Source organism: Parafrankia sp. Ea1.12 (assembly GCF_900465275.1).
Classification (GTDB): Bacteria; Actinomycetota; Actinomycetes; order Frankiales; family Frankiaceae; genus Parafrankia; species Parafrankia soli.
Window position 1 is genome coordinate 55,241 of sequence record NZ_UBIZ01000364.1, and the last position, 21,572, is coordinate 76,812.

A 21,572-nucleotide genomic window follows, 5' to 3' on the forward strand; every position below is an offset into this window, starting at 1 on the left:
GATGGCGCGGCCGGGCGGAGGAGGTCGGACGGACGGGTCGGGCGGACGGGGCCGGACCGGCGGAACGGTCAGGACGCGGCGGAGCCGAGCTGCTCGCGGATGGTGTCGAGGAGCTGGTTCCAGGAGTCCTCGAACTTGCGGACGCCCTCGACCTCCAGCACCTCGACGACGTCGGCCATGTCCACTCCGAGCTCGGCGAGCTCGGCCAGGACGGCGCGGGCGTCCTCGTAGTTGGGCGTGATGGTGTCGCCGGGCACGACCCCGTGGTCGGCGAACGCCTCGAGCGTCGCCTCCGGCATCGTGTTGACGGTGCCCGGGGCGATCAGCTCCGTCACGTAGAGGGTGTCCGGCAGCCCCGGGTCCTTCGTCGACGTCGACGCCCACAGCGGGCGCTGGGGCTTCCCGCCGGCGGCGGCGAGCCGCTCCCAGCGCGGCGTGCTGAAGATCTTCTCGTACAGCTCGTAGGCGAGCCGGGCGTTGGCGATCGCGGCCTTCGAACGCAGGGCCTCCGCCTTCGGGGTGCCGATCTTCGCGAGCCGGCCGTCGACCTCGCTGTCGACGCGGCTGACGAAGAAGGACGCGACGGAGGCCACGTCGGAGATGTCCCGGCCGGCGGCGAGGGCCTGCTCGAGGCCGGTCATGAACGCGTCCATGACGGCCTCGTAGCGGTCCAGCGCGAAGATCAGCGTCACGTTCACGCTGATGCCCTGCGCCAGCGTCGCGGTGATGGCCGGCAGGCCGGACTTCGTCGCCGGGATCTTGATGAACAGGTTCGGCCGGTCGACCGACCACCACAGGGCACGGGCCTCGGCGACCGTGCGCTCGGTCTCGTGCGCGAGCCGCGGGTCGACCTCGAGGGAGACCCGGCCGTCGACGCCGGAGCTGGCGTCGTAGGCGGGTCGCAGGATGTCGCAGGCGTCGCGGATGTCCGCCGCGGTGATCGCGCGGACGGCCTCGCCCACGTCGACCCCGCGAACGGCCAGGTCGCGGAGCTGCTCGTTGTACGTCTCACCGCCGCCGATGGCCTTCTGGAAGATCGTCGGGTTGCTGGTGACGCCGACGACGCTGCGGGTGCGGGCGAGCTCGGCGAGGTTGCCGGTCCGGATCCGCTCGCGGCTGATGTCGTCCAGCCACACCGCCACGCCGGCGGCTGACAGGTCGGACAGGGGCTTGCTCATCGGACGTAATCCTCTCCGCGGCCGTGTCGTCGCGCCGCAGTGGTGCGGTCGGTGCAGTGGTCCGTGGGTGGGCTTATCGTTCGGGGCGGCCCCGCCGGGCACCGGCGTCGCCGGGCCCGCTGATCGTCGGATGGGCTGATCGTCGGATGGACCGGCGCGTCGTCGCGCGGCCCACGATGGGTGCTCGTCCCCCACAATGATCGCACCCGGCCGGACGGCCCTCCGTCGCCATTGCGCGGCCAGGTGCGGCGGACGCGGGCGTCCCGGCCGAAATCGTCACTGCCCTTGCGCCGCCTTCCTTACTGCTTACGGCGACCGTGCCAGATGTCCCTGCCCTCGGCCCTACCCGCATGCGTGATCCTCACCCCAGTGTCCGTGTCCGAGTGGCACACCGGGAACGTGCCGAAGAACACTGGCTTTCCGCTGGCCTGCCGCCGTCCGCCGCGGCAGCCGACGTCGCCCGGCCGCGGCCGCCGACGTCACCAGCCCGCGGCCGCGGGCGGCGGCGACGCGCGCGGCCTGCGCACAGCAAGCCCGGCGCCCCCGGTGGACGGCGCCCACACGCGGGGTGCGGACCCCATCGGGACGCAGCCCACGCGCACTGCCCGGCTCCCGGCAGCTAGACTCCGACACGTCGTAGAACACCACCCACGCCCTCTCTCGGGCACCGTCCCGCGCGGTTCGCTGGATGACCGCGCCGATCGCGAGGTCGTTCTGTCTCCCGAGGCCGTTGTTCGCCACCGGCAGGGCTTGCCCCGCCGCCCGGTGACGTCGAGCGGTGGCCGTCCGGCCACGGCGGGACCTGCCCCGCGGGCCATTCCCGCCGCGGGCGCGGGTCAACCGCCGCGTGTTGCCGTGACCTCCGCCGCCGTCCCGGTACCCGCCGTCCCGGTACCCGCGGCGCCGGCCGCCGGGGCGGAGCCGTCCGGTGATGTCCTGGTCGTTCCCCGGGGCCGACTGGCCCGGGCGACCGACCGGGCCCGGTCCTACATAGCGCTGATGAAACTGCGGGTCGTGGAGCTGCTCCTCGTCTCCACGGTGCCGGTCATGCTCCTCGCCGAGCGCGGGATGCCGTCCTGGTGGCTGATCGCGGTGACGCTGCTCGCCGGCACCCTCTCCGCCGGCAGCGCCAACACGATCAACTGCTACGTCGACCGCGACATCGACCAGCTCATGGGCCGCACGAAACGCCGCCCGCTCGTCCGGGAGGTCGTCGAACCCGCCCAGGCGCTGCGTTTCGGCATCGCCCTCGGCATCATCTCGACCCTCATGTTCGGCCTGCTGGTCAACTGGACGTCGGCCGTGCTGTCCGTCGGGGCCATCGCCTTCTACGTCTTCGTCTACACGCTCGGCCTCAAGCGACGCTCCCCGTCGAACATCGTCATCGGCGGCGCCGCGGGCTGCTTCCCGGTGCTGATCGGCTGGTCCGCCGTGACCGGCACGGTCGGCTGGCCCGCCGTGCTGCTCTTCGCGGTCGTGTTCTTCTGGACGCCGCCGCACTTCTGGGCGCTGGCGATCCGCTTCAAGGACGACTACGCCGCCGCCGGCGTCCCGATGCTCCCCGTGGTGGCCACGCTCGAGGTCGTCACCCGCCGCATCCTGGCCTACTCCTACCTGATGGTCGCGGTCTCCCTCGCCGTCGCCCCCGTGGCCGACATCGGCCTGGTGTACCTGGTCCCGGCGGTTCTGCTCGGCGCCTGGTTCGTCGCCGAGGCCCACCGGATGGCCGCCCGCGCCAAGCGCGGCGAGGAGATCAAGCCGATGCGCCTGTTCCACATGTCCATCACCTACCTGACCCTCCTCTTCGCGGCCCTGGCCGTCGCGGCGCTGCTCTGACACCCCCCTGATCCGGTACCGCTGTTAGCTGGCTCCCGCCCGTCACCCGCATCCAGGGTGACGGGCGTCGTCGGTTCCGGAGCCGGTCGGCAGCGCTCGGCGCACGCTTGACCTGAAGCGCTTGAGGTTCGTCAGCCTGGGGTCATGACGGAGACGGACGTGCGGATGATGATGACGATTCAGGAGGTCTCGCGGCGGACGGGGTTCACCGAGCCGACGCTGCGCTACTACGAACGGGTGGGCCTGTTCGGCTTCGCTACCTGCGAGCCAAGGCCGATCTGTGGGCCGCCCGTGATCGCGGGGACCTCGACGCGGAGATGCGTGCCGTGGACGTGGTCACCGATCCCGCCGAGCCCGGCCTCAGCGCGTACGTGAAGTCGAAGACCCTCGCCGAGCGCGCCGCGTGGGACTTCGTGCGGCGCGAAGGCGGAACGCTGGAACTCGCGGTGATCAACCCGGTCGGGATCTTCGGGCCGGTGCTGGGCGCGGACTACGCCAGCTCCATCGACCTGGTACGGCGCCTGCTCGCCGGTGCCATGCCCGCCATCCCCCGCCTGTACTCCGGGGTCGTCGACGTCCGCGCCGTCGCCGAGTTGCATCTCCTGGCCATGAACAGCCCGGCCGCGGCGGGACAGCGGTTCCTCGCCGTCGCCGGTGACGAGTACAGCCTGCCCGCCATCGCCGGCGGCGCGCGGCGCGGCGATAACGGTGCCGTAGCGGCGGCTCTGCGTGGCGCGGTGTCATGGTGCGTCGATCTGTGTGCGGTGTCGGCGCCTGCACGATGCCGCCTGTTTCGGCTGCCCGCCAGGCAGGGAAAACAGGTTCTCAACTTGATGGTTGACGTCCTGGCCGCCCACGCCTACCGTCATCGTCAACCGATCGGTTGAGGGAAGGTTTTGTGGATCAGCTGTCGCGACTCTTCGCGGCGCTCACGGACCCGACACGGCGGGATCTGGTCGCCCGGCTCACGGCCGGCGACGCCACCGTCGGCGAGCTCGCCGCGCCGTACGACATGTCCGTCCAGGCGGTGTCGAAGCACCTGAAGGTGCTTGAGCAGGCGGGACTGATCACCCGGGCGGGGAGCGCCCATCGCAGTCCTGTGCACCTCGAAGCCGAGGTGCTCGACCTGATGACGGGGTGGATAGAGCGGTACCGCCGCCGAGCCGAGCAGCGCTACCGCCGCCTGGACGCGGTGCTGGCCGAGATGAACGGCAGTCCGGCGAACGAGGCGTCCACCGCCGGGAGCGGCGGGCCGGACGCGGGCACGAACGACGAACAGCCAATGAGGGGAACAGCCTGATGAGTAGCAACAGCAGCACCGCCACCGCGGGGACGACCCGCATCGAAGCCGACCCGCGGGTACCGCTGATCCGGCTCACCCGGGACTTCGCCGCCACACCGGAGCAGCTCTTCCGCGCGCACACCGACCCGGCCCTGTTCGCCCGGTGGGTCGGGCCGGACGGGTTGGACACGACGATCGAGCACTGGGACGCCACCAACGGCGGAAGCTGGCGCTATGTCGCCCGTCGGGACGGTGTCGACTTTCGCTTCCGCGGCTGCTTCCATGAGGTCCGCCCGGACCGGATCGTGCAGACCTTCGCCTTCGAGGGCGAGCCGGACAGCGTGGCGCTGGAGACGATGTGGTTCGAGGACCTCGGTGACGGCCGCACCCGGCTGCACGCCCAGTCGCTGGTCGACAGCTTCGAGAGCAGGGACGCCTGGCTACGCGGCGGCATGCAGACCGGCATCGACGAGGGCTACGCCAAACTGGCTGCCCTGGTGTCCTCCGGTGCCGTCTGATCCGGGCGCGCCGAACAGTGCGGAACCCACGATGACGACGTCCGAGGGGACGAGACCCCCATCCCCGGCAGCATCCTCCGTGGCGCTGACGGCGCTCGCCGACCGCCCGGCCGAGCGCCACCGGCGGATCGCCGGCACCTTTACCGACCGGGTTCTCGGGACCCGGGACTGGGACGCCCCCGCGCCGGTCGCCGGTTGGGTAGCCCGCGACGTGGTCGGTCACCTGTGCGAATGGTTCACCGGCTTCCTTGAGGCAGGCGGCGGGCCGGCCCTGCGGCACGGTCCACCCGTCGACGAGGACCCGGTGCGGGCGTGGCAGACACACGCCGATGCTGTCCAGCGGCTCCTCGACGACCCGACCACCGCCGCGCTGACCCTTCGCAACCCGCACATGGGCGAGCTGTCGGTCGCCACAGCCACCGACATGATCTACACGGCCGACGTATTCATGCACACCTGGGACCTGGCCAGGGCCACCGGCCAGGACGGTCGCCTCGACGCTGGCTTCTGCGGCCTGCTGCTCGGCGGCATGGAACAGATGGAGGACGTCATCCGATCCTCCGGCCAGTACGGGCCACGGGTCGCCGTCCCCGACGATTCGGACGCCCAGACCCGCCTGCTCGGCTTCATCGGCCGCGACCCGTTCTGGCGGCCCGGCGGCCGGTAGCTCGGCTGGCCCGACCGCTACGGCGGGGAGGTCAACCCGCGGCGACCTGGCGGGAGCCCGTCCAGGCGCTCTCCCTCGCCGGGGGGCGTTCGCTCATGGCCAGCCACAGCTGGACGGTGACGATCCACATGATGGTCGCGCCGGCCATGTGCAGGGCGACGAGCAGCGGCGGGATGCCGGCGAAGTACTGGGTGAAGCCGATCGCGGCCTGGGCGACGACGGTCAGCGCGAGGGCGTTCGCGCTGCGGCGGGCCTCCGCGGGGGCGGGCGTCAGCCGGACGGCGAAGATCATCGCAACGGTGAGGCCGGTGAGGATCATCGCGCCGTCGGCGTGGAGCTGGGCGACGTTGACGATGTCGAAGCCGAACCGCTTCGTGTCCTCACTGTCGCCGCTGTGCGGCCCGGTGCCGGTCACGACGGTGCCCAGGACGAGCACGCCCCCGGCCACGGTCATCAGCAGCCGGGCGAGCCAGAGGAGCTCCGGGCGGACCGCCGGCGGGGTCGGGCCGGCGGCCTGACGGGCCCGCCGGTGCAGCGCCACGGCGTTGAACAGCAGGACCATCGACAGCAGGAAGTGCGCGGCGACGGTGGCCGGGTGCAGCTTCACCAGCACCGTGATCCCGCCGAGCACCGCCTGGCCGACGAAGCCGAGCCACAGGCCGAGGGAGAGCAGCAGCAGGTCCCGCCGCGGTTCGCACAGCCGCCGGGCCGCGATCGGCAGGGCCAGCACGACCAGGCCGACGACGATGCTGACGACCCTGTTGCCGAACTCGATGGCGCCGTTGAGGGCGTATGCCGAGTGCGGGGTGAAGGAGCCGTCGCCGCACTGCGGCCAGGTGGGGCAGCCCAGCCCGGAGCCGGTCAGCCGGACGGCGCCGCCGCTCACCACGATCGCGGCGAGCAGGAGGACACTGGCCAGTGTCAGCCGGCGGAAGGCGCGCAGCCCGATCACCGGTAGCCGGCCGGTGGTGGTGTCCGGCTGGCTGGCGCCGCCGCTCTCGCGGGGCTTGCTCCGACGATCGGTAGAAGTTGGCATCGCGGTCATAGTAATCCGCCCGAGTCCGTGGCAAGGGGTGCGCGCCGCCACTACCGGGTGGCCCGGCACCGGCGCGCGGGCCGTGGTCGCCGGCCGGCTATTCCCAGCGGAACAGCCGCGCCGCGAGCCCCAGCGCGCCCACCGACCACAGTGCGAGCACGAGCAGGTTGCCCGCCCCCGGCCCGGAGCCGTCGGCCAGCACCGCGCGCAGCCCGTCCGACAGCGCGGCCGTGGGCAGGGCCTCGGCGACGACCCGCATCCAGCCGGGCAGCTCGTCCAGCGGGAACACCACGCCGCCCACCAGGAGCAGCAGCAGGTACACGCCGTTCGCGGCGGCGAGTGTCGCCTCGGCGCGCAGCGTGCCGGCCATCAGCAGGCCCAGGCCGGAGAAGGCGGCCGTCCCGAGCAGGACGAGCAGGATCACCCAGCCCGCGCTGGCGACCGAGCCGGCCGGGTCCCAGCCGAGGGCGAAGCCGACGGCGACCAGCAGGACGAGCTGGACGACCTCGACCGCGAGCACGGCCAGCGTCTTGCCCGCGAGCAGGATCGAGCGGGGGAGCGGGGACGCGCCCAGCCGCTTGAGCACCCCGTAGGAGCGCTCGAACCCGGTCGCGATGGCCTGGCCGGTGAACGCGGTGGACATCACGGCCAGCGCGAGCACCCCGGGGACGAGGAAGTCCACTGAGCTCTGCGTGGTCGTCGAGGTCGGCAGGACGTCCACGGCGGAGAAGAAGACGAGCAGGCCGATCGGGATGATCAGGGTGAGCAGGACGGATTCGCCGCGGCGCAGGGTGAGTGTGAGCTCGAGGCGGGTCTGCGCGGCCAGCATCCGGGCCCGCGGCGCCGCGCCCGGCGCCGGGCGCAGATCAAGCACGGTGCCGGGCGCGGCGCCGGCCGTGGCGGTGTCGGCCACGCTCATGACGCCAGCTCCGAGCCGGTCAGCTCCACGAACACGTCCTCCAGGGTGCGCTGTTCGACCCGCAGGTCCTCGGCGAGCACGCCGTTGCTGGCGCACCACGCGGTGACCGCGGCGAGCAGCTGGGGGTCGACGGTGCCCTGCACCAGGTAGTGGCCGGACGGCCCCTCCCGGCCGGTCGTGCCGTCGGGCAGGGCCAGCAGCAGGCGCTCGACGTCGAGGCCGACCGGCGCGCGGAAGCGCAGCTGGCCCTCGGCGCCGCCGCGGGTCAGCTCGGCCGGCGACCCGGCGGCGGCGACCCGGCCCCGGTTCACGATCACGACCTGGTCGGAGAGGCGCTCGGCCTCGTCCATCGCGTGGGTGGTGAGCACGACCGTGACCCCGGACAGCCGCAGCTCCTCGATGAGCTCCCAGGTGTCGCGGCGGCCCTGGACGTCGAGGCCCGCGGTCGGCTCGTCGAGGAAGACCAGCTCGGGCCGGCCGACGACGGCCATCGCGAGGGAGAGCCGCTGCTGCTGGCCGCCGGAGAGCCGGCGGAACGGCACGCCCGCAACCTCGGCGAGCCCGAGGCGTTCCATCAGGACGCCCGCGTCGAGCGGGTTGGCATGGTGCGCGGCGATCAGCCGCAGCATCTCGCCGGCGCGCGCGCCCGGGTACATGCCGCCAGCCTGCAACATCACACCCACCCGCGGGCGGAGCGCGGCGCCGTCGCGGATCGGGTCCAGACCGAGGACGCGGACCTCGCCGCTGTCGGCCGCCCGGAATCCCTCGCAGATCTCGATCGTGGTGGTCTTGCCGGCGCCGTTCGGCCCGAGCACGGCGGTGACGGAACCCACCGAGACGCTCAGCGACAGGCCGTCGACCGCCCGGATCTGGGCCGCGCGCTCCCCGCCGGGGAGGACCTGGCCCTCGATGGTCTGTGTGCCGCGGGTCTGTGTGCCGCGGTCGGCACGCCCGGGCGGCGGCGCGTCACCCTGTTTGGTCTCGGTGGGCGGGTGCGCCTGGCGGCGCCCGTGGGCCCGGGAAGATCTTGGTATGGTCGCGGGGCCTCCGGAGGCCTCGGGCGTTCCGGCGCGCAGGTAGCGCGGACGTGCGGTGTTCCCGCCGGCGGACCGCCGGTAGATCTTGACCAGATCGGTCACCTCGACTGCCAGGACCTCCGCCACGCCGCCGATCCTACGGACTCGGCGCGGGGTTATCCGTGCCGTTATCGCCGGGCGTTATCGGCGGGGTTGTGTCGGGCGGACCGTGGCCGCCCGGCGCCGGCCGCCGGCCGGTACCGGCTCGCCGGCCTCGACCAGCGTGCCCCAGGCACCGAGCCGTTCGTAGAGGACGGCGGGTGTCGTGCTGTACAGCCGGGACAGCGACTGGAGGTCGGAGCGGCGCAGGCGCAGCACGTCCCGAGAGCTGTCGGAGCGCAGCACCTGCACGATCGCGATCCACCGGCGCAGCGGGCCCGTCCGGGTCGGGGGCAGCTTGCGCAGGCGGCGCAGGTCGATCACCAGCGGCGGCAGGTCGTCGGTCTCTCGTCGTTCGACCGGCGGCGGCACCAGCAGGGTCGCGGGGACGTCGTACAGCTCGGCGAGCTCGACGAGACGGTGCACCCGCAGGGTCCGGCTGCCACGTTCGTAGGCACCGAGGGTTCCGGCGGTCCAGCGCCCGCCGGTGCGTTCCTGGACGTCGAGCAGGGACAGCCCGCGGCGGTTGCGGGCCGCCCGGAGGCGGCGGCCGAGTTCCAGGGCGTAGTCCGCGTCGGTCACGGTCTCCGTCCGGGGGTCAGGTGCGGCAGGAGACGCCAACCGCCCCCGCAGAACAGGTTGGCAGGTATCGCGGACGGCGGCAGGCAGTTTTCCCAATCAGCCGCGAGCCTTTGTTGTCTCTAAGTGGGCTTCAATCGTTGTCCAGATGTGGGACATGTCGGTTTCTCGTCGCGGAAACCGCGCAAACAACCAGGTCAGCCGCGATCCCAGTCCCGTGAGCGCTCGACGGCGCGCAGCCACTGCCCGTAAAGCTCGGCTCGCTGGTCTTCGCCCATGGCCGGCTGGTACCGCGCCGCGGTGCGTCGTCGGGCGTCCAGCTCGTCGCGCCCGGCGTAGACACCGGTCGCCAGCCCGGCCAGGTAGCCCGACCCCAGCGCCGTGGTCTCGATGTTCTCCGGGACGTCCACCTCGACCCCGAGGATGTCGGCCTGGAACTGCATCAGCCACGGGTTGCGCGCGGCGCCGCCGTCCGCCCGCAGCTGGGTCACCGTCACCCCGGCGCCCGCGGCCATCTCCTCGACGACGTCCCTGGTCTGGTAGGCGATGCCCTCGAGCACCGCGCGGGCCAGGTGCGCCCGGCCGGTCGCCCGGGTGAGGCCGACCAGCGTGCCGCGGGCGCGCGGATCCCAGTGCGGCGCGCCGAGCCCGGCGAGCGCGGGGACGAAGTACACCCCGTCGTTGCCGTCCAGCGAGGCGGCCAGCGCCGCGGTCTGCTCGGCGTCGGAGATGACGCCCAGCCCGTCACGCAGCCACTGCACCGCGGAGCCGGTGGAGAGAATCGCCCCCTCCAGCGCGTAGGTGAGCGACTCGCCGTCGAGCCCGAACGCGACAGTGCGCAGCAGCGACGACTGCGGTGCCGGGAGCGTCGCCCCGGTGTTGACCAGGACGAACGAGCCGGTGCCGTAGGTGTTCTTGGCCTGGCCGGGCTCGAAGCACGCCTGCGCGAACAGGGCGGCCTGCTGGTCGCCGACGACCGCGGCGATCGGCACCCGGACCCCGAGGAACACCTCCGGGTCGGTCTCGGCGTACACCCGGGAGCTCGGCACCACCTCGGCGAGCAGCTCGGCCGGGACGTCCAGCAGGTCGCACATCTCGGCCGACCAGGCGCCGTCCGCCAGGTCGAACAGCATCGTGCGGGAGGCGTTGGTGACATCGGTGATGTGCGCCCGCCCGCCGGTCAGGCCCCAGACGAGCCAGGAGTCGACGGTGCCGAACGCGACCTCGCCGGCCGCGGCCGCCCGGCGGGCCCCGTCGACGTGGTCGAGCACCCAGGCGGCCTTCGTCCCGGAGAAATAGGGGTCGAGCACCAGACCGGTGCGCTCCTGGACCCGCGGCCCATGGCCGGCCGCGGCCAGCCGTTCGCAGACATCCGCCGTGCGCCGGTCCTGCCAGACCACGGCGGGGTGCAGTGGACGTCCGGTGCGGCGTTCCCAGAGCACCGTGGTCTCGCGCTGGTTGGTGATCCCCACCGCTGCCAGGTCGGACGGGGCCCGCCCGGCGTCGGCCAGCGCGGCGGCGACGGTGTCGACGACGCCGCGCAGCAGCTCCGCCGGGTCCTGCTCCACCCAGCCCGGGCGGGGGAAGGACGTGCCGACCGCGCGGTAGCCGCGGCCGACGACCGCGGCCTCCTCGTCGAGCAGGCAGACCGTGGTCCCTGTCGTGCCCTGATCAACAGCGGCCACCAGCATCGTCGGGTCCCCCCTACGTGGGCCGCCCGCCTCCGTCAGGCCAGCAGAGCCGTCGGGCCAGCAGAGCCGTCAGGCCAGCGAGGCGAGGTCGACGGCGTTGGCCGGTGCGGCGATCGCGACCTTTGATCCGTACTCGGAGAACTCCATCTTGCCCTCGTCGCCGCCCAGCAGCTCCAGGCGCAGCGGCACGGCGTCGCCGGTGTTGGCGGCCCACAGGCGCGTCCCGACCTTGCTACCCACCTCGACGGCCGGCTTGCCGTTGATCTTCTCGGTGCTCACGTCGCCGTCCAGCGCGGACACGTACTCGCCGATCGAGAGGGCGAAGCCGTCGATGGTGAAGTAGCGGTACTGGCCCGCGGCGTCGTCGGAGAGCCGGACCCAGCGGTCGGCGAGCAGCTCGGCGGCGGCACCCTCGCCGATCGACTCGTAGTACTCCTTGCTGCCGCGGGCGTAGGTGTCGTCCGCGATCTTCACGACCTCGGTGACGATCGAGCCGGAGGTGACGGTGCCCCGGGACGACGACCCGGACATCACCAGGTCGTAGTTGGTCGTCCCGTCCGCCGACGGGTCCTGGACCGTCCCGACGACGCGCACGCTCTGCGCCGTGCGCAGCGCCTCGACCGACCTCGTGCCGATCTCGGCCGGCGAGGCGTCCTCCAGGCCGTTCGTGTCGGAGCCGCCGGTGCAGGCGGTGAGCGCCAGCACGGCGCCGGCCAGCAGCAGGGCCGCGACCCGCCGCGCCGGTCGGCGTGCGGCCGTCGGGTGCGCGGCGCCGCGTGGATCGATGGTGGTGCCCGGATCGAGGATCCCGCCGGGATGTGCGGTGCCGCCGCGAACCGTCCGCATCTCTCCGTCGCCTCCCGTGCCGCCCCGGGCCGTCTGCGGTCGCCGGGATGTCCGGTGGGGACCATGGTGAGGTCCGCGCAGGCTCCGGCCGTGCTGCCCGGACCGCTCCGGTCAGGGCGGACAGGAGCCCGCAGCCGCGCCCGGGTGATGTTCCGCGCGCGCCGGGCGAAGTGTCCCATCCGCCTGTGGGAGGGGTCCGATCGGGTATGTCCGAAGCGGTCGCATGTGACCTGGAAGACCCGACTTCTGTCGGTGACCCGACCCTATGAAGGAGATCACGGGCCCGTCAGGTGGGCGACGGCCGCCTCGGTTCGACCACGTCCTGGAAATAGGGCACACTGGTGTTGTGAAAAGCGAGCAGGAGGTGTCCACGGGCGCGACCGACGGTCGCACCCGGGATCGCCTCGTGCGGCTCCTGCTCGAACGCGGCCCGTCGACGGCCGCGGACCTCTCGCACGAGCTCGGGCTGTCGCCGGCGGCCGTCCGCCGGCATCTCGACGCTATGACCTCGGACGGCACCATAACGACCACATCGACCGTGGTCCACGGCCGGCGCGGGCGGGGCCGGCCGGCCCGGCGCTACACCCTCACCGAGGCCGGGCACCAGGCCGGCCCCACGGCCTACTCCGACCTGGCCGCCGGCGCGCTGCTGTTCCTCGCGGACGCCTGCGGCCCCGACGCGGTGGCCGAGTTCGCCCGGGTACGCGGGGTCGATCTGGAACGGCGGATCCGCGACGAGGTCGTCGCCGTGCCGCCGGCGGAGCGCCCGGAGGCGATCGCCGCGGCCATGACCCAGGCCGGGTACACGGCCAGCGTCTCCGAGCTGCCGAGCGGTACCCAGATCTGCCAGCACCACTGCCCGGTGCAGCACGTGGCCGAGCGCTTCCCCGCGTTGTGCGAGGCCGAGACGGCGATGTTGGCGCGGCTCCTCGACACGCACGTGCAGCGCCTGGCCACGATCGCCCACGGCGACGGCGTCTGCACCACACACATACCGGTGATCCCGGTGGAGTCGATCACGGTGCTCTCGCCGTCGGGGGCCTCCGGGCCAGCGGGCGCGGCGCCCGACAGGACCCCGTCCGGGCAGACATCACAACCATCCACCTTTCCGGAAGGTTCTCTATGACCACCTCTGCCGAGACCGCCCTTGAGGGCCTTGGCTCCTACCGGTTCGGCTGGGCGGATGCGGACGCCTATGCCGTCGACGTGGAACGTGGCCTCTCCGAGGCGGTCGTACGTAGCATCTCGGCGAAGAAGAACGAGCCGTCCTGGATGACCGACCTGCGGCTGAAGGGCCTGAAGCTCTTCGAGCGCAAGCCCATGCCGACCTGGGGTGCGGATCTGACCGGCATCCACTTCGACAACATCAAGTACTTCGTCAGGTCGACGGAGAAGCAGGCCGAGGAGTGGGCGGACCTGCCGGAGGAGATCCGGGCCACCTACGACCGGCTCGGCATCCCGGAGGCGGAGAAGCAGCGGCTGATCTCCGGCGTCGCGGCCCAGTACGAGTCGGAGGTCGTCTACCACAAGATCCGTGAGGACCTCGAGGAGCAGGGCGTCATCTTCCTGGACACCGACTCGGGGCTGCGCGAGCACCCGGAGATCTTCCAGGAGTACTTCGGCTCGGTGATCCCGGTCGGCGACAACAAGTTCGCCGCGCTGAACACCTCGGTGTGGTCGGGTGGCTCGTTCATCTACGTCCCGCCGGGCGTGCAGGTCGAGATCCCGCTGCAGGCCTACTTCCGGATCAACACCGAGAACATGGGCCAGTTCGAGCGCACCCTGATCATCGTGGACGAGGGCGCCTACGTCCACTACGTCGAGGGCTGCACCGCGCCGGTCTACTCGTCGGACTCGCTGCACTCCGCGGTCGTCGAGATCGTCGTGAAGAAGAACGCCCGCTGCCGGTACACGACCATCCAGAACTGGTCGAACAACGTCTACAACCTGGTCACGAAGCGGGCCGCCTGCCACGAGGGCGCCACCATGGAGTGGATCGACGGCAACATCGGCTCCAAGGTGACGATGAAGTACCCGGCGGTGTGGCTGCTCGGCGAGCAGGCCCACGGCGAGGTCCTCTCGATCGCCTTCGCAGGTGAGGGCCAGCACCAGGACGCCGGCGCCAAGATGGTGCACGCGGCGCCGCGCACCTCGTCCAAGATTGTCTCGAAGTCCGTGGCCCGCGGCGGCGGCCGGACCTCGTACCGTGGCCTGGTCCAGATCAACGAGGGCTCGCACGCCTCGCGGTCGACGGTGAAGTGTGACGCGCTGCTGGTCGACGCGGTCAGCCGCTCCGACACCTACCCCTATGTCGACGTCCGCGAGGACGACGCCTCCATCGGGCACGAGGCCAGCGTCTCCAAGGTCGGCGAGGACCAGCTCTTCTACCTGATGAGCAGAGGTCTGTCCGAGGACGAGGCGATGGCCATGGTGGTGCGCGGCTTCATCGAGCCGGTCGCCCGCGAGCTGCCCATGGAGTACGCCCTCGAACTCAACCGGCTCATCGAGCTCCAGATGGAAGGCGCAGTCGGCTGATGGCCGTCATCGATGCCACGGGACGCCCCCCGGCCCAGGCCGGCGCGGCTCCGCGTCCCGTTCGGTCCCGTGACCCCGAGGACCACGCAGTACCTGGCGGTCGCGAGGAGGCGTGGCGGTTCACCCCGCTGCGCCGCCTGCGCGGCCTGCTCAACGGCCCCGTCGCCGACTCCAAGGTCGACGTCTCGGTCTCCGCGCCGGACGGCGTCGAGATCGAGCGGCTCGCCCCGACCGACTCCCGGATCGGGCGCGTGCTCACCCCGGCGGACCGCCCGGCGGCGTTCGCCATGGCCCGTTCGGACGGCGGCCTGTCCGTCACCATCCCGGCCGAGGCCGCGCTCACCGAACCGGTGGTCGTGAGCCTGCGGGGCGACGGCGGCGTCTGCTACGAGCACGTGCTCGTCGAGCTCGGCCCGTTCGCCACGGCCACGGTCGTCCTCGACCACACCGGCAGCGCCACCTTCGCCGGCAACGTCGAGGTGTTCATCGGCCACGGCGCGGCGCTGACGTTCGTCACCGTCCAGGACTGGGCGGAAGACTCCGTCCACCTGGGCGCGCACGCCTACTCGGTGGGCCGCGACGCGCGGCTTCGCTCGTTCACCATCACCCTCGGCGGCGACCTCGTCCGGCTGAACCCGACCGTGGACTACCGCGGCCCCGGTGGTGACGCAGAGCTCTACGGCCTGTTCTTCACCGAGGCGGGCCAGCACCAGGAGCACCGCCTGCTGGTCACCCACGAGGCGCGGTCCTGCCGCAGCCGGGTCACCTACAAGGGCGCGCTGCAGGGCGAGGGCGCGCATGCGGTGTGGATCGGCGACGTCGTGATCGGTGCCGACGCCGTCGGCACCGACACCTACGAGCTGAACCGCAACCTGGTGCTCACCGACGGCGCGCGCGCCGACTCGGTGCCCAACCTGGAGATCCTCACCGGGGAGGTCGTCGGCGCCGGCCACGCCAGCGCGACCGGCCGCTTCGACGACGAGGCGCTGTTCTACCTGATGTCGCGCGGCATCCCCGCCGACGAGGCCCGTCGCCTGGTGGTCCGCGGTTTCTTCGCCGAGATCGTCGACCGGATCGACCTCCCCGAGCTGCGCGAGCGCGTCATGAGCCGGGTCGAGGAGGAGCTGGCGGCGGTGGGCGTATGACCAGCACGACCGACACGCACTGGCGGCGCGCCTGCGCCGCCGCCGACCTCGGCGACGAGGCCGCGCTCGGCGTCGAGATCGACGGCGAGCCAATCTGCGTCGTCCGCTCCGGCGGCCGGCTGTACGCGGTGCGCGACGAGTGCTCGCACGCCGACGTGCAGCTCTCCGAGGGAGAAGTAGAGAACGGCCTCATCGAGTGCTGGCTGCACGGCTCCCAGTTCGACCTCGCCACCGGCCAGCCGACGAGCCTGCCGGCGATCGACCCGGTGCCCACATACCCAGTGACCATCGACGGCGACGACGTCCTCGTCGACCTTCACACGAACCCGAAGCGAGGGTGACGACCGCGGTGTCTGTTCTCGAGATCCGCAACTTGCACGTGTCGGTGGACACCGACACGGAGGGCCCGCGCGAGATCCTGCGCGGGGTCGACCTCACCGTCCGCAAGGGCGAGACCCACGCGATCATGGGGCCGAACGGCTCCGGCAAGTCCACGCTCTCCTACTCCATCGCCGGCCACCCCAAGTACACGGTCACCGAGGGCACCGTCACCCTCGACGGCGAGGACGTCCTCGCCATGTCCGTGGACGCCCGCGCGCGGGCCGGGATCTTCCTGGCGATGCAGTACCCGGTCGAGGTGCCCGGCGTCTCGGTGTCGAACTTCCTGCGCTCGTCGGCGACGGCGGTGCGTGGCGAGGCGCCGAAGCTGCGCACCTGGGTCAAGGAGGTCAAGCAGGCGATGGCCGGGCTGGAGATGGACCCGGCGTTCGCCGAGCGCAGCGTCAACGAGGGCTTCTCCGGCGGTGAGAAGAAGCGCCACGAGATCCTGCAGATGACGCTGCTCGCGCCGAAGGTCGCCATTCTCGACGAGACCGACTCCGGCCTGGACGTCGACGCGCTGCGCATCGTCTCCGCCGGCATCGAGGCGGTGCGGGCCAAGGGGGAGACGGGCATCCTGCTCATCACCCACTACACCCGCATCCTGCGCTACGTGAAGCCCGAGTTCGTGCACGTCATGGCGGGCGGGCGGATCGTGGACGAGGGCGGTCCCGAGCTCGCGGCGACCCTGGAGGATTCCGGCTACGACCGGTACGTCAAGGGCGTGGAGCCGGCGGCGGCGGTCTCATGACCGTCGTCGAGACACGCGCGGCGGGAGTCGGCGCGCACGCCGGCGCCGGGTTCGACGTCGAGCGGGTCCGTCGCGACTTCCCGATCCTCGCCCGCACGGTGCACGACGGCCTGCCGCTGGTCTACCTCGACAGCGCCGCGACGTCGCAGAAGCCGCTGGCCGTCCTCGACGCCGAGCGGACCTACTACGAGCGGCACAACGCCAACGTGCACCGCGGTATCCACGTGCTCGCCGAGGAGGCCACGGCCCTCTACGAGGAGTCCCGGGACAAGATCGCGGCGTTCGTCGGCGCGCCCGACCGGCGCGAGATCGTGTTCACGAAGAACTCCTCGGAGGCGCTGAACCTCGTCGCCTACGCGATGAGCAACGCCGTCACGGGCGGTCCGGAAGCGGAGCGGTTCCGGCTCGGGCCGGGCGACGAGGTCGTCATCACCGAGATGGAGCACCACTCCAACCTGGTGCCCTGGCAGATGCTGTGCGCGCGCACCGGCGCCACCCTGCGCTGGATCGGTCTCACCGAGGACGGCCGGCTCGACCTGGCACACCTCGACGAGGTCATCACCGACCGGGCGAAGATCGTCTCCTTCGTGCACCAGTCGAACATCCTCGGCACGGTCAACCCGGTCGCGACGATCGTCGCCCGGGCTCGTGAGGTCGGGGCGCTCACCGTGCTCGACGGCTCCCAGTCGGTGCCGCACATGCCGATCGACGTCGTCGACCTCGGGGTGGACTTCCTCGCCTTCACCGGGCACAAGATGTGCGGGCCCACCGGCATCGGCGTGCTGTGGGGGCGGCGCGAGCTGCTCGAGGTGATGCCTCCGTTCCTCGGTGGTGGAGAGATGATCGAGGTCGTCACCATGGAGGCCTCGACCTACGCCGCTGCGCCGCACCGCTTCGAGGCGGGCACCCCGATGATCTCCCAGGCGATCGGCCTCGGCGCCGCGGTGGACTACCTCACCGGCCTCGGCATGGACGCGGTCGCCGCGCACGAGCACGAGATCACCGCGTACGCGCTCGACGCGCTCGCGGGCGTCCCGGGCCTGCGGATCATCGGACCGCCGACCGCCGAGGGCCGCGGCGGGGCGATCTCGTTCGCCCTGCGCGACTCCGAGGACCGCCCACTGCACCCGCACGACGTCGGCCAGATCCTGGACGAGCAGGGCGTCGCGGTGCGGGTCGGCCACCACTGCGCCCGCCCGGTCTGCCTGCGCTACGGCGTGCCGGCGACCACCCGGGCCTCGTTCCACCTGTACACGAACACCGCCGACGTCGACGCGTTGGTGGAAGGTCTCGGGCAGGTCAGGAGGTTCTTCCTGAGGTGAAGCTCGACTCCATGTACCAGGAGATCATCCTGGACCACTATCGCAACCCGCATCACCGCGGCCTGCGTGACCCGTTCGACGCCGAGGTGCACCACGTCAACCCGACCTGTGGCGACGAGGTGACCCTGCGGGTCAAGGTCGCCGACGGTGTCGTCGCGGACGTGTCCTACGAGAGCGAGGGCTGCTCGATCAGTCAGGCCTCGGCCAGCGTGATGGCCGACCTGGTGATCGGGAAGTCGGTGGCGGACGCGCTCGAGCTCGAACGCGAGTTCCTGGCGCTGATGCAGTCCCGCGGCACCCAGGAGGGCGACGAGGAGGTGCTCGAGGACGCGGTCGCGTTCGCGGGCGTCTCCAAGTACCCGGCCCGGGTGAAGTGCGCACTGCTGTCCTGGATGGCCTGGAAGGACGCCACCGCGCAGGCCACCGCCCTCGTCCCCGAGCAGGAGAAGTGACCATGAGCGAGACCGCCACCCCCACCGAGCCGGCGCGGGTCACCGAGAGGGCTGTCGTCGTGGAGAAGGCATCGTTCGACGACGTCGAGGAGGCCATGCGCGACGTCGTCGACCCCGAGCTCGGGATCAACGTCGTCGACCTCGGCCTGGTGTACGGCATCAACATCGCGGACGACAACACGGTCACCCTCGACATGACGCTGACCTCGGCGGCCTGCCCGTTGACCGACGTCATCGAGGACCAGACCCGCTCGGCACTCGTCGACGGGCCGGACAACCTGGTCAACGACGTCACGATCAACTGGGTCTGGATGCCGCCGTGGGGCCCGGACAAGATCACCGACGAGGGCCGGGAGCAGCTGCGCGCTCTCGGGTTCAACGTCTGATCTGTACCTGATTAGTACGGAGCGGCGGCCCGGGGCGGCACCCTGGGTCGCCGTAGCGTCGTAGCGTGACCTGACCGTTTTCTTACCTCGTGGCTAACTCTTTGACGTGCAGCCACTGACCCCAGTGGTCCCTTGTAGGCTCCGAGATGACCGGAATGCACACAGCCTGGGCACATGTTCGGGTGTGGTCATCCGGTCTGTGCCGGGGCGGATCCGTCCCGGATTCGGGTCGATCACGGGGAGCCGGGCCGAAGTATGCGCAGCCCGCGGGTGCTGGGTCTTGTCTTGGCGGGTGGCGCGGGAAAGCGCCTGGCTCCGCTGACCGCCGACCGCGCGAAACCCGCGGTGCCGTTCGGCGGGATCTACCGCCTGGTCGACTTCGTCCTGTCGAACCTGGTCAACGGCGGCTACCTGCGGATCGCCGTGCTGACCCAGTACAAGAGCCACAGCCTCGACCGGCACATCACGACCACCTGGCGGATGAGCAACCTGCTCGGCAACTACGTGACGCCGGTGCCCGCCCAACAGCGCCTCGGCCCGCAGTGGTTCGCCGGCAGCGCGGACGCCATCCACCAGTCCCTCAACCTCGTCCACGACGAGGCCCCCGACGTGGTCGTGGTCTTCGGCGCCGACCACGTCTACCGGATGGACCCGCGCCAGATGGTCGCCCAGCATCTGGAGACCGGCGCCGGGGTCACGGTGGCGGGGCTGCGCGTCCCCCGGTCGGAGGGCAGCGCGTTCGGGGTGATCCGCACCGCGGATGACGGGGTCACCATCGCGGAGTTCCTGGAGAAGCCGGCCGACCCCCCGGGACTGCCGGGCAGCCCCGACGAGATCTTCGCGTCGATGGGCAACTACGTGTTCACCACCGACGTGCTCATCGACGCCCTGCGCGCCGACGCCGCCGACCCGGAGAGCGTCCACGACATGGGCGGCAGCATCGTCCCGATGCTGGTCGAGCAGGGCACGGCCGCCGTCTACGACTTCGCCGCCAACCAGGTGCCCGGGGCGCTCGAGCGCGACCACGGCTACTGGCGGGATGTCGGCACCCTGGACTCCTACTTCGACGCGCACATGGACCTGTGCGCGCTCGACCCGGTCTTCAACCTCTACAACCGGGACTGGCCGATCTACACCAACGTCCCGCCGTCCATCCCCCCGGCGAAGTTCGTGCACGACACGCCGGGCCGGGTCGGCGTCGCCACCGACAGCATCGTCAGCAACGGTGTGATCATCTCCGGTGGCGCGGTGCGCCGCTCCGTGCTGTCCCCGGGGGTCCGGGTGAACTCGTGGTCGGTCGTCGAGAACGCCGTCGTGATGGACAACTCCGTCATCGGACGGCGCGCCGTGGTCCGTGACGCCATCCTCGACAAGAACGTGGTCGTCCCCCCGGGCGCGACCGTCGGGGTGGACAAGGACCACGACCGCGCCCGCGGCTACCAGGTCAGCGAGGCCGGAGTCACCGTGGTCGGCAAGGGCGTCACGATAGCGGACTGATCCGCTCCAGCGGACCAGGGCGGAACCGAGCGAAGGGCCGAGGAACGGATGCGGGTCGCGCTGTTCACACGTGAGTACCCGCCGGATGTCTACGGCGGCGCCGGGGTGCACGTCGAGTACCTCGCGCGGGAGCTGGCGCGGCTGGTCGACCTGACCGTGCACTGCGAAGGCGACCCGCGCCCATCTCCAGGCACCGCCGGCGCAGCCAGCACGGCCGCGGTCGAGGCGCACCGGCCCTGGCCGGCGCTCGATGGGGCGAACGACGCCCTGCGGATCGCCTCGATGGACCTGTCGATGGCGGCGGCGGTGGACCGTGCCGGCGGTGCCGACGTCGTGCACTCCCACACCTGGTACACCAACCTCGCCGGGCATCTGACGTCCCTCGTGCAGGGCATCCCGCACGTGATGACCGCGCACTCGCTCGAGCCGCGCCGACCGTGGAAGGCCGAGCAGCTCGGCGGGGGCTACCGGCTGTCGTCGTGGTGTGAGCGGGTGGCGATCTCCGCCGCGGCGGCTGTGGTGGCGGTCAGCGAGGGCATGCGCGCCGACATCCTCGACGCCTACCCCGAGGTCGACCCCGGGCGCGTGCATGTCATCCGCAACGGCATCGACACCGACGAGTACACCCCGGACAACCGCACCGACGTCCTCGAGCGGTACGGCGTGGACCCGGATCGCCCGTCGGTGGTCTTCGTCGGGCGCATAACCCGGCAGAAGGGGCTGCCCGTGCTGCTGCGGGCCGCGGCCCGGCTCGACCCGTCCGCGCAGCTCGTGCTCTGCGCCGGCGCTCCGGACACCCCCGAGCAGCTCGCCGAGGTCACCGGGCTGGTGGACGGCCTGCGCGCCAGCCGCGACGGCGTGGTCTGGCTGTCCGGCATGCTCGCCAAGCCCGAGGTGATCCAGATCCTGTCGCACGCGACGGTGTTCGTCTGCCCGTCCGTCTACGAGCCGCTGGGCATCGTCAACCTGGAGGCGATGGCCTGCGGTACGGCCGTGGTCGCCTCCCGGGTCGGCGGCATCCCCGAGGTCGTCGCGTCCGGCGAGACGGGCCTGCTCGTGCCACCGGACGACCCCGCGGCGTTGGCAGCCGCGATCAACGAGGTGCTCGCCGACCCCGGGCGCGCCGCCGCCATGGGCCGCGCGGGGCGGGACCGTGCCGTCGCCGAGTTCGGCTGGCCCGCGGTGGCCGAGCGTACCGCCCGCCTCTACGAGAAGGTCACCGGCAGCTCCGGTTGAACGGGCAGGTAGCGGTTCACGCGGCGTGATCTCGCAGGAGTGCGCGGATCGAGTCGTCGAGGTGGAACGGGCCGCCGTTCCGGGTGATGATCGCGTCTGGCGCCACGTGTCGAGTGGCTTCGGCGAGGACCTCGGCGGGTCGG

At 71.8% G+C, this 21,572-nt stretch carries 22 protein-coding genes and 1 pseudogene; 16 read left to right on the top strand and 7 right to left on the bottom strand.

Annotated features, from left to right (window positions below):
- Positions 1–68: 68 nt before the first annotated feature.
- The gene (gene tal / locus FMEAI12_RS20445) at positions 69–1,178 is read right to left on the bottom strand and encodes a transaldolase (protein ID WP_112107435.1); all 1,110 of its coding nucleotides are present in this window, start codon (positions 1,176–1,178) and stop codon (positions 69–71) included.
- 855 nt (positions 1,179–2,033) lie between these two features.
- Here tal and FMEAI12_RS20450 point away from each other — a divergent pair.
- The 6 genes and pseudogenes from FMEAI12_RS20450 to FMEAI12_RS20475 all read left to right on the top strand — a co-directional run bounded on the left by FMEAI12_RS20450 (position 2,034) and on the right by FMEAI12_RS20475 (position 5,481).
- Entirely contained in the window at positions 2,034–3,014 is a 981-nt protein-coding gene (locus FMEAI12_RS20450; protein ID WP_071065509.1) for a heme o synthase, read from the top strand.
- Positions 3,015–3,185: 171 nt separating this feature from the next.
- Positions 3,186–3,389 carry a MerR family DNA-binding transcriptional regulator gene (locus FMEAI12_RS40040; RefSeq protein WP_368672093.1) on the top strand — a complete coding sequence of 68 codons (204 nt, stop codon included), beginning with the start codon at positions 3,186–3,188 and terminating at the stop codon, positions 3,387–3,389.
- Positions 3,374–3,697 (top strand): annotated as a pseudogene (locus FMEAI12_RS40045) (aldehyde reductase); the annotation flags it as partial. The gene FMEAI12_RS40040 and the pseudogene FMEAI12_RS40045, both read left to right, overlap by 16 nt.
- Positions 3,698–3,912: 215 nt before the next feature.
- Positions 3,913–4,314: a metalloregulator ArsR/SmtB family transcription factor gene (locus tag FMEAI12_RS20465; protein ID WP_071065506.1), complete on the top strand. Its 402-nt coding sequence runs from the start codon at positions 3,913–3,915 to the stop codon at positions 4,312–4,314.
- Positions 4,314–4,814, top strand: a complete 501-nt coding sequence (locus FMEAI12_RS20470; protein WP_112107437.1) for an SRPBCC domain-containing protein — start codon at positions 4,314–4,316, stop codon at positions 4,812–4,814. The genes FMEAI12_RS20465 and FMEAI12_RS20470 overlap by 1 nt, the downstream gene beginning before the upstream one ends.
- 31 nt (positions 4,815–4,845) lie before the next feature.
- Entirely contained in the window at positions 4,846–5,481 is a 636-nt protein-coding gene (locus FMEAI12_RS20475; protein ID WP_112107439.1) for a TIGR03086 family metal-binding protein, read from the top strand.
- Between the two features lie 31 nt (positions 5,482–5,512).
- Here the strand turns inward: FMEAI12_RS20475 and FMEAI12_RS20480 are convergent, their stop codons facing one another.
- The 6 genes from FMEAI12_RS20480 to FMEAI12_RS20505 form a co-directional block, all read right to left on the bottom strand.
- Positions 5,513–6,526, bottom strand: a complete 1,014-nt coding sequence (locus FMEAI12_RS20480; RefSeq protein WP_235014238.1) for a heme A synthase — start codon at positions 6,524–6,526, stop codon at positions 5,513–5,515.
- A gap of 88 nt (positions 6,527–6,614) precedes the next feature.
- Positions 6,615–7,436: an ABC transporter permease gene (locus FMEAI12_RS20485; RefSeq protein ID WP_112107444.1), complete on the bottom strand. Its 822-nt coding sequence runs from the start codon at positions 7,434–7,436 to the stop codon at positions 6,615–6,617.
- Positions 7,433–8,599, bottom strand: a complete 1,167-nt coding sequence (locus FMEAI12_RS20490; RefSeq protein WP_112107446.1) for an ABC transporter ATP-binding protein — start codon at positions 8,597–8,599, stop codon at positions 7,433–7,435. The genes FMEAI12_RS20485 and FMEAI12_RS20490 overlap by 4 nt, the downstream gene beginning before the upstream one ends.
- Before the next feature lie 54 nt (positions 8,600–8,653).
- Entirely contained in the window at positions 8,654–9,193 is a 540-nt protein-coding gene (locus FMEAI12_RS20495) for a transcriptional regulator (RefSeq protein ID WP_071065501.1), read from the bottom strand.
- A 194-nt stretch (positions 9,194–9,387) separates the two neighbouring features.
- Positions 9,388–10,881: a glycerol kinase GlpK gene (glpK, locus tag FMEAI12_RS20500; RefSeq protein WP_112107448.1), complete on the bottom strand. Its 1,494-nt coding sequence runs from the start codon at positions 10,879–10,881 to the stop codon at positions 9,388–9,390.
- Between the two features lie 69 nt (positions 10,882–10,950).
- Complete coding sequence (locus FMEAI12_RS20505; protein ID WP_071065499.1) at positions 10,951–11,727, bottom strand: hypothetical protein; 777 nt, start codon at positions 11,725–11,727, stop codon at positions 10,951–10,953.
- A gap of 346 nt (positions 11,728–12,073) precedes the next feature.
- Here FMEAI12_RS20505 and FMEAI12_RS20510 point away from each other — a divergent pair, with 346 nt between their 5' ends.
- From FMEAI12_RS20510 to glgA, 10 genes are all read left to right on the top strand, one after another.
- Complete coding sequence (locus FMEAI12_RS20510) at positions 12,074–12,853, top strand: metalloregulator ArsR/SmtB family transcription factor (protein ID WP_071065498.1); 780 nt, start codon at positions 12,074–12,076, stop codon at positions 12,851–12,853.
- On the top strand, positions 12,850–14,262 hold the full coding sequence (gene sufB / locus FMEAI12_RS20515) for a Fe-S cluster assembly protein SufB (protein WP_071065497.1): 1,413 nt from the start codon (positions 12,850–12,852) through the stop codon (positions 14,260–14,262). Before FMEAI12_RS20510 ends, sufB begins: the two co-directional genes overlap by 4 nt.
- Complete coding sequence (sufD, locus tag FMEAI12_RS20520) at positions 14,262–15,407, top strand: Fe-S cluster assembly protein SufD (RefSeq protein ID WP_071065496.1); 1,146 nt, start codon at positions 14,262–14,264, stop codon at positions 15,405–15,407. Before sufB ends, sufD begins: the two co-directional genes overlap by 1 nt.
- Positions 15,404–15,748, top strand: coding sequence for a non-heme iron oxygenase ferredoxin subunit (locus tag FMEAI12_RS20525; protein WP_071065495.1), 345 nt, complete (start codon positions 15,404–15,406; stop codon positions 15,746–15,748). Before sufD ends, FMEAI12_RS20525 begins: the two co-directional genes overlap by 4 nt.
- An 8-nt stretch (positions 15,749–15,756) precedes the next feature.
- On the top strand, positions 15,757–16,536 hold the full coding sequence (gene sufC, locus FMEAI12_RS20530) for a Fe-S cluster assembly ATPase SufC (RefSeq protein WP_198541413.1): 780 nt from the start codon (positions 15,757–15,759) through the stop codon (positions 16,534–16,536).
- Positions 16,533–17,858 carry a cysteine desulfurase gene (locus tag FMEAI12_RS20535; RefSeq protein WP_112107450.1) on the top strand — a complete coding sequence of 442 codons (1,326 nt, stop codon included), beginning with the start codon at positions 16,533–16,535 and terminating at the stop codon, positions 17,856–17,858. The genes sufC and FMEAI12_RS20535 overlap by 4 nt, the downstream gene beginning before the upstream one ends.
- Positions 17,855–18,310: a Fe-S cluster assembly sulfur transfer protein SufU gene (gene sufU, locus FMEAI12_RS20540; protein ID WP_071065492.1), complete on the top strand. Its 456-nt coding sequence runs from the start codon at positions 17,855–17,857 to the stop codon at positions 18,308–18,310. Before FMEAI12_RS20535 ends, sufU begins: the two co-directional genes overlap by 4 nt.
- Before the next feature lie 2 nt (positions 18,311–18,312).
- A complete protein-coding gene (locus FMEAI12_RS20545; RefSeq protein ID WP_071065491.1) occupies positions 18,313–18,696 on the top strand; it encodes a metal-sulfur cluster assembly factor in 384 nt (127 codons plus the stop codon).
- Positions 18,697–18,951: 255 nt separating this feature from the next.
- Positions 18,952–20,193 carry a glucose-1-phosphate adenylyltransferase gene (gene glgC, locus FMEAI12_RS20550; protein WP_112107453.1) on the top strand — a complete coding sequence of 414 codons (1,242 nt, stop codon included), beginning with the start codon at positions 18,952–18,954 and terminating at the stop codon, positions 20,191–20,193.
- A 48-nt stretch (positions 20,194–20,241) separates the two neighbouring features.
- Positions 20,242–21,429, top strand: coding sequence for a glycogen synthase (glgA, locus tag FMEAI12_RS20555; protein WP_071065489.1), 1,188 nt, complete (start codon positions 20,242–20,244; stop codon positions 21,427–21,429).
- Positions 21,430–21,572 lie beyond the last annotated feature (143 nt).

What these genes read in the sequence shown, in the direction of transcription:
- tal (WP_112107435.1), bottom strand. Translation starts at nt 1,178, where the DNA reads ATGAGCAAGCCCCTGTCCGACCTGTCAGCCGCCGGCGTGGCGGTGTGG.
- FMEAI12_RS40040 (WP_368672093.1), top strand. Translation starts at nt 3,186, where the DNA reads ATGACGATTCAGGAGGTCTCGCGGCGGACGGGGTTCACCGAGCCGACG.
- FMEAI12_RS20470 (WP_112107437.1), top strand. Translation starts at nt 4,314, where the DNA reads ATGAGTAGCAACAGCAGCACCGCCACCGCGGGGACGACCCGCATCGAA.
- FMEAI12_RS20475 (WP_112107439.1), top strand. Translation starts at nt 4,846, where the DNA reads ATGACGACGTCCGAGGGGACGAGACCCCCATCCCCGGCAGCATCCTCC.
- FMEAI12_RS20480 (WP_235014238.1), bottom strand. Translation starts at nt 6,526, where the DNA reads ATGACCGCGATGCCAACTTCTACCGATCGTCGGAGCAAGCCCCGCGAG.
- FMEAI12_RS20485 (WP_112107444.1), bottom strand. Translation starts at nt 7,436, where the DNA reads ATGAGCGTGGCCGACACCGCCACGGCCGGCGCCGCGCCCGGCACCGTG.
- glpK (WP_112107448.1), bottom strand. Translation starts at nt 10,881, where the DNA reads ATGCTGGTGGCCGCTGTTGATCAGGGCACGACAGGGACCACGGTCTGC.
- FMEAI12_RS20505 (WP_071065499.1), bottom strand. Translation starts at nt 11,727, where the DNA reads ATGCGGACGGTTCGCGGCGGCACCGCACATCCCGGCGGGATCCTCGAT.
- sufB (WP_071065497.1), top strand. Translation starts at nt 12,850, where the DNA reads ATGACCACCTCTGCCGAGACCGCCCTTGAGGGCCTTGGCTCCTACCGG.
- sufD (WP_071065496.1), top strand. Translation starts at nt 14,262, where the DNA reads ATGGCCGTCATCGATGCCACGGGACGCCCCCCGGCCCAGGCCGGCGCG.
- FMEAI12_RS20525 (WP_071065495.1), top strand. Translation starts at nt 15,404, where the DNA reads ATGACCAGCACGACCGACACGCACTGGCGGCGCGCCTGCGCCGCCGCC.
- FMEAI12_RS20535 (WP_112107450.1), top strand. Translation starts at nt 16,533, where the DNA reads ATGACCGTCGTCGAGACACGCGCGGCGGGAGTCGGCGCGCACGCCGGC.
- FMEAI12_RS20545 (WP_071065491.1), top strand. Translation starts at nt 18,313, where the DNA reads ATGAGCGAGACCGCCACCCCCACCGAGCCGGCGCGGGTCACCGAGAGG.
- glgC (WP_112107453.1), top strand. Translation starts at nt 18,952, where the DNA reads ATGCGCAGCCCGCGGGTGCTGGGTCTTGTCTTGGCGGGTGGCGCGGGA.
- glgA (WP_071065489.1), top strand. Translation starts at nt 20,242, where the DNA reads ATGCGGGTCGCGCTGTTCACACGTGAGTACCCGCCGGATGTCTACGGC.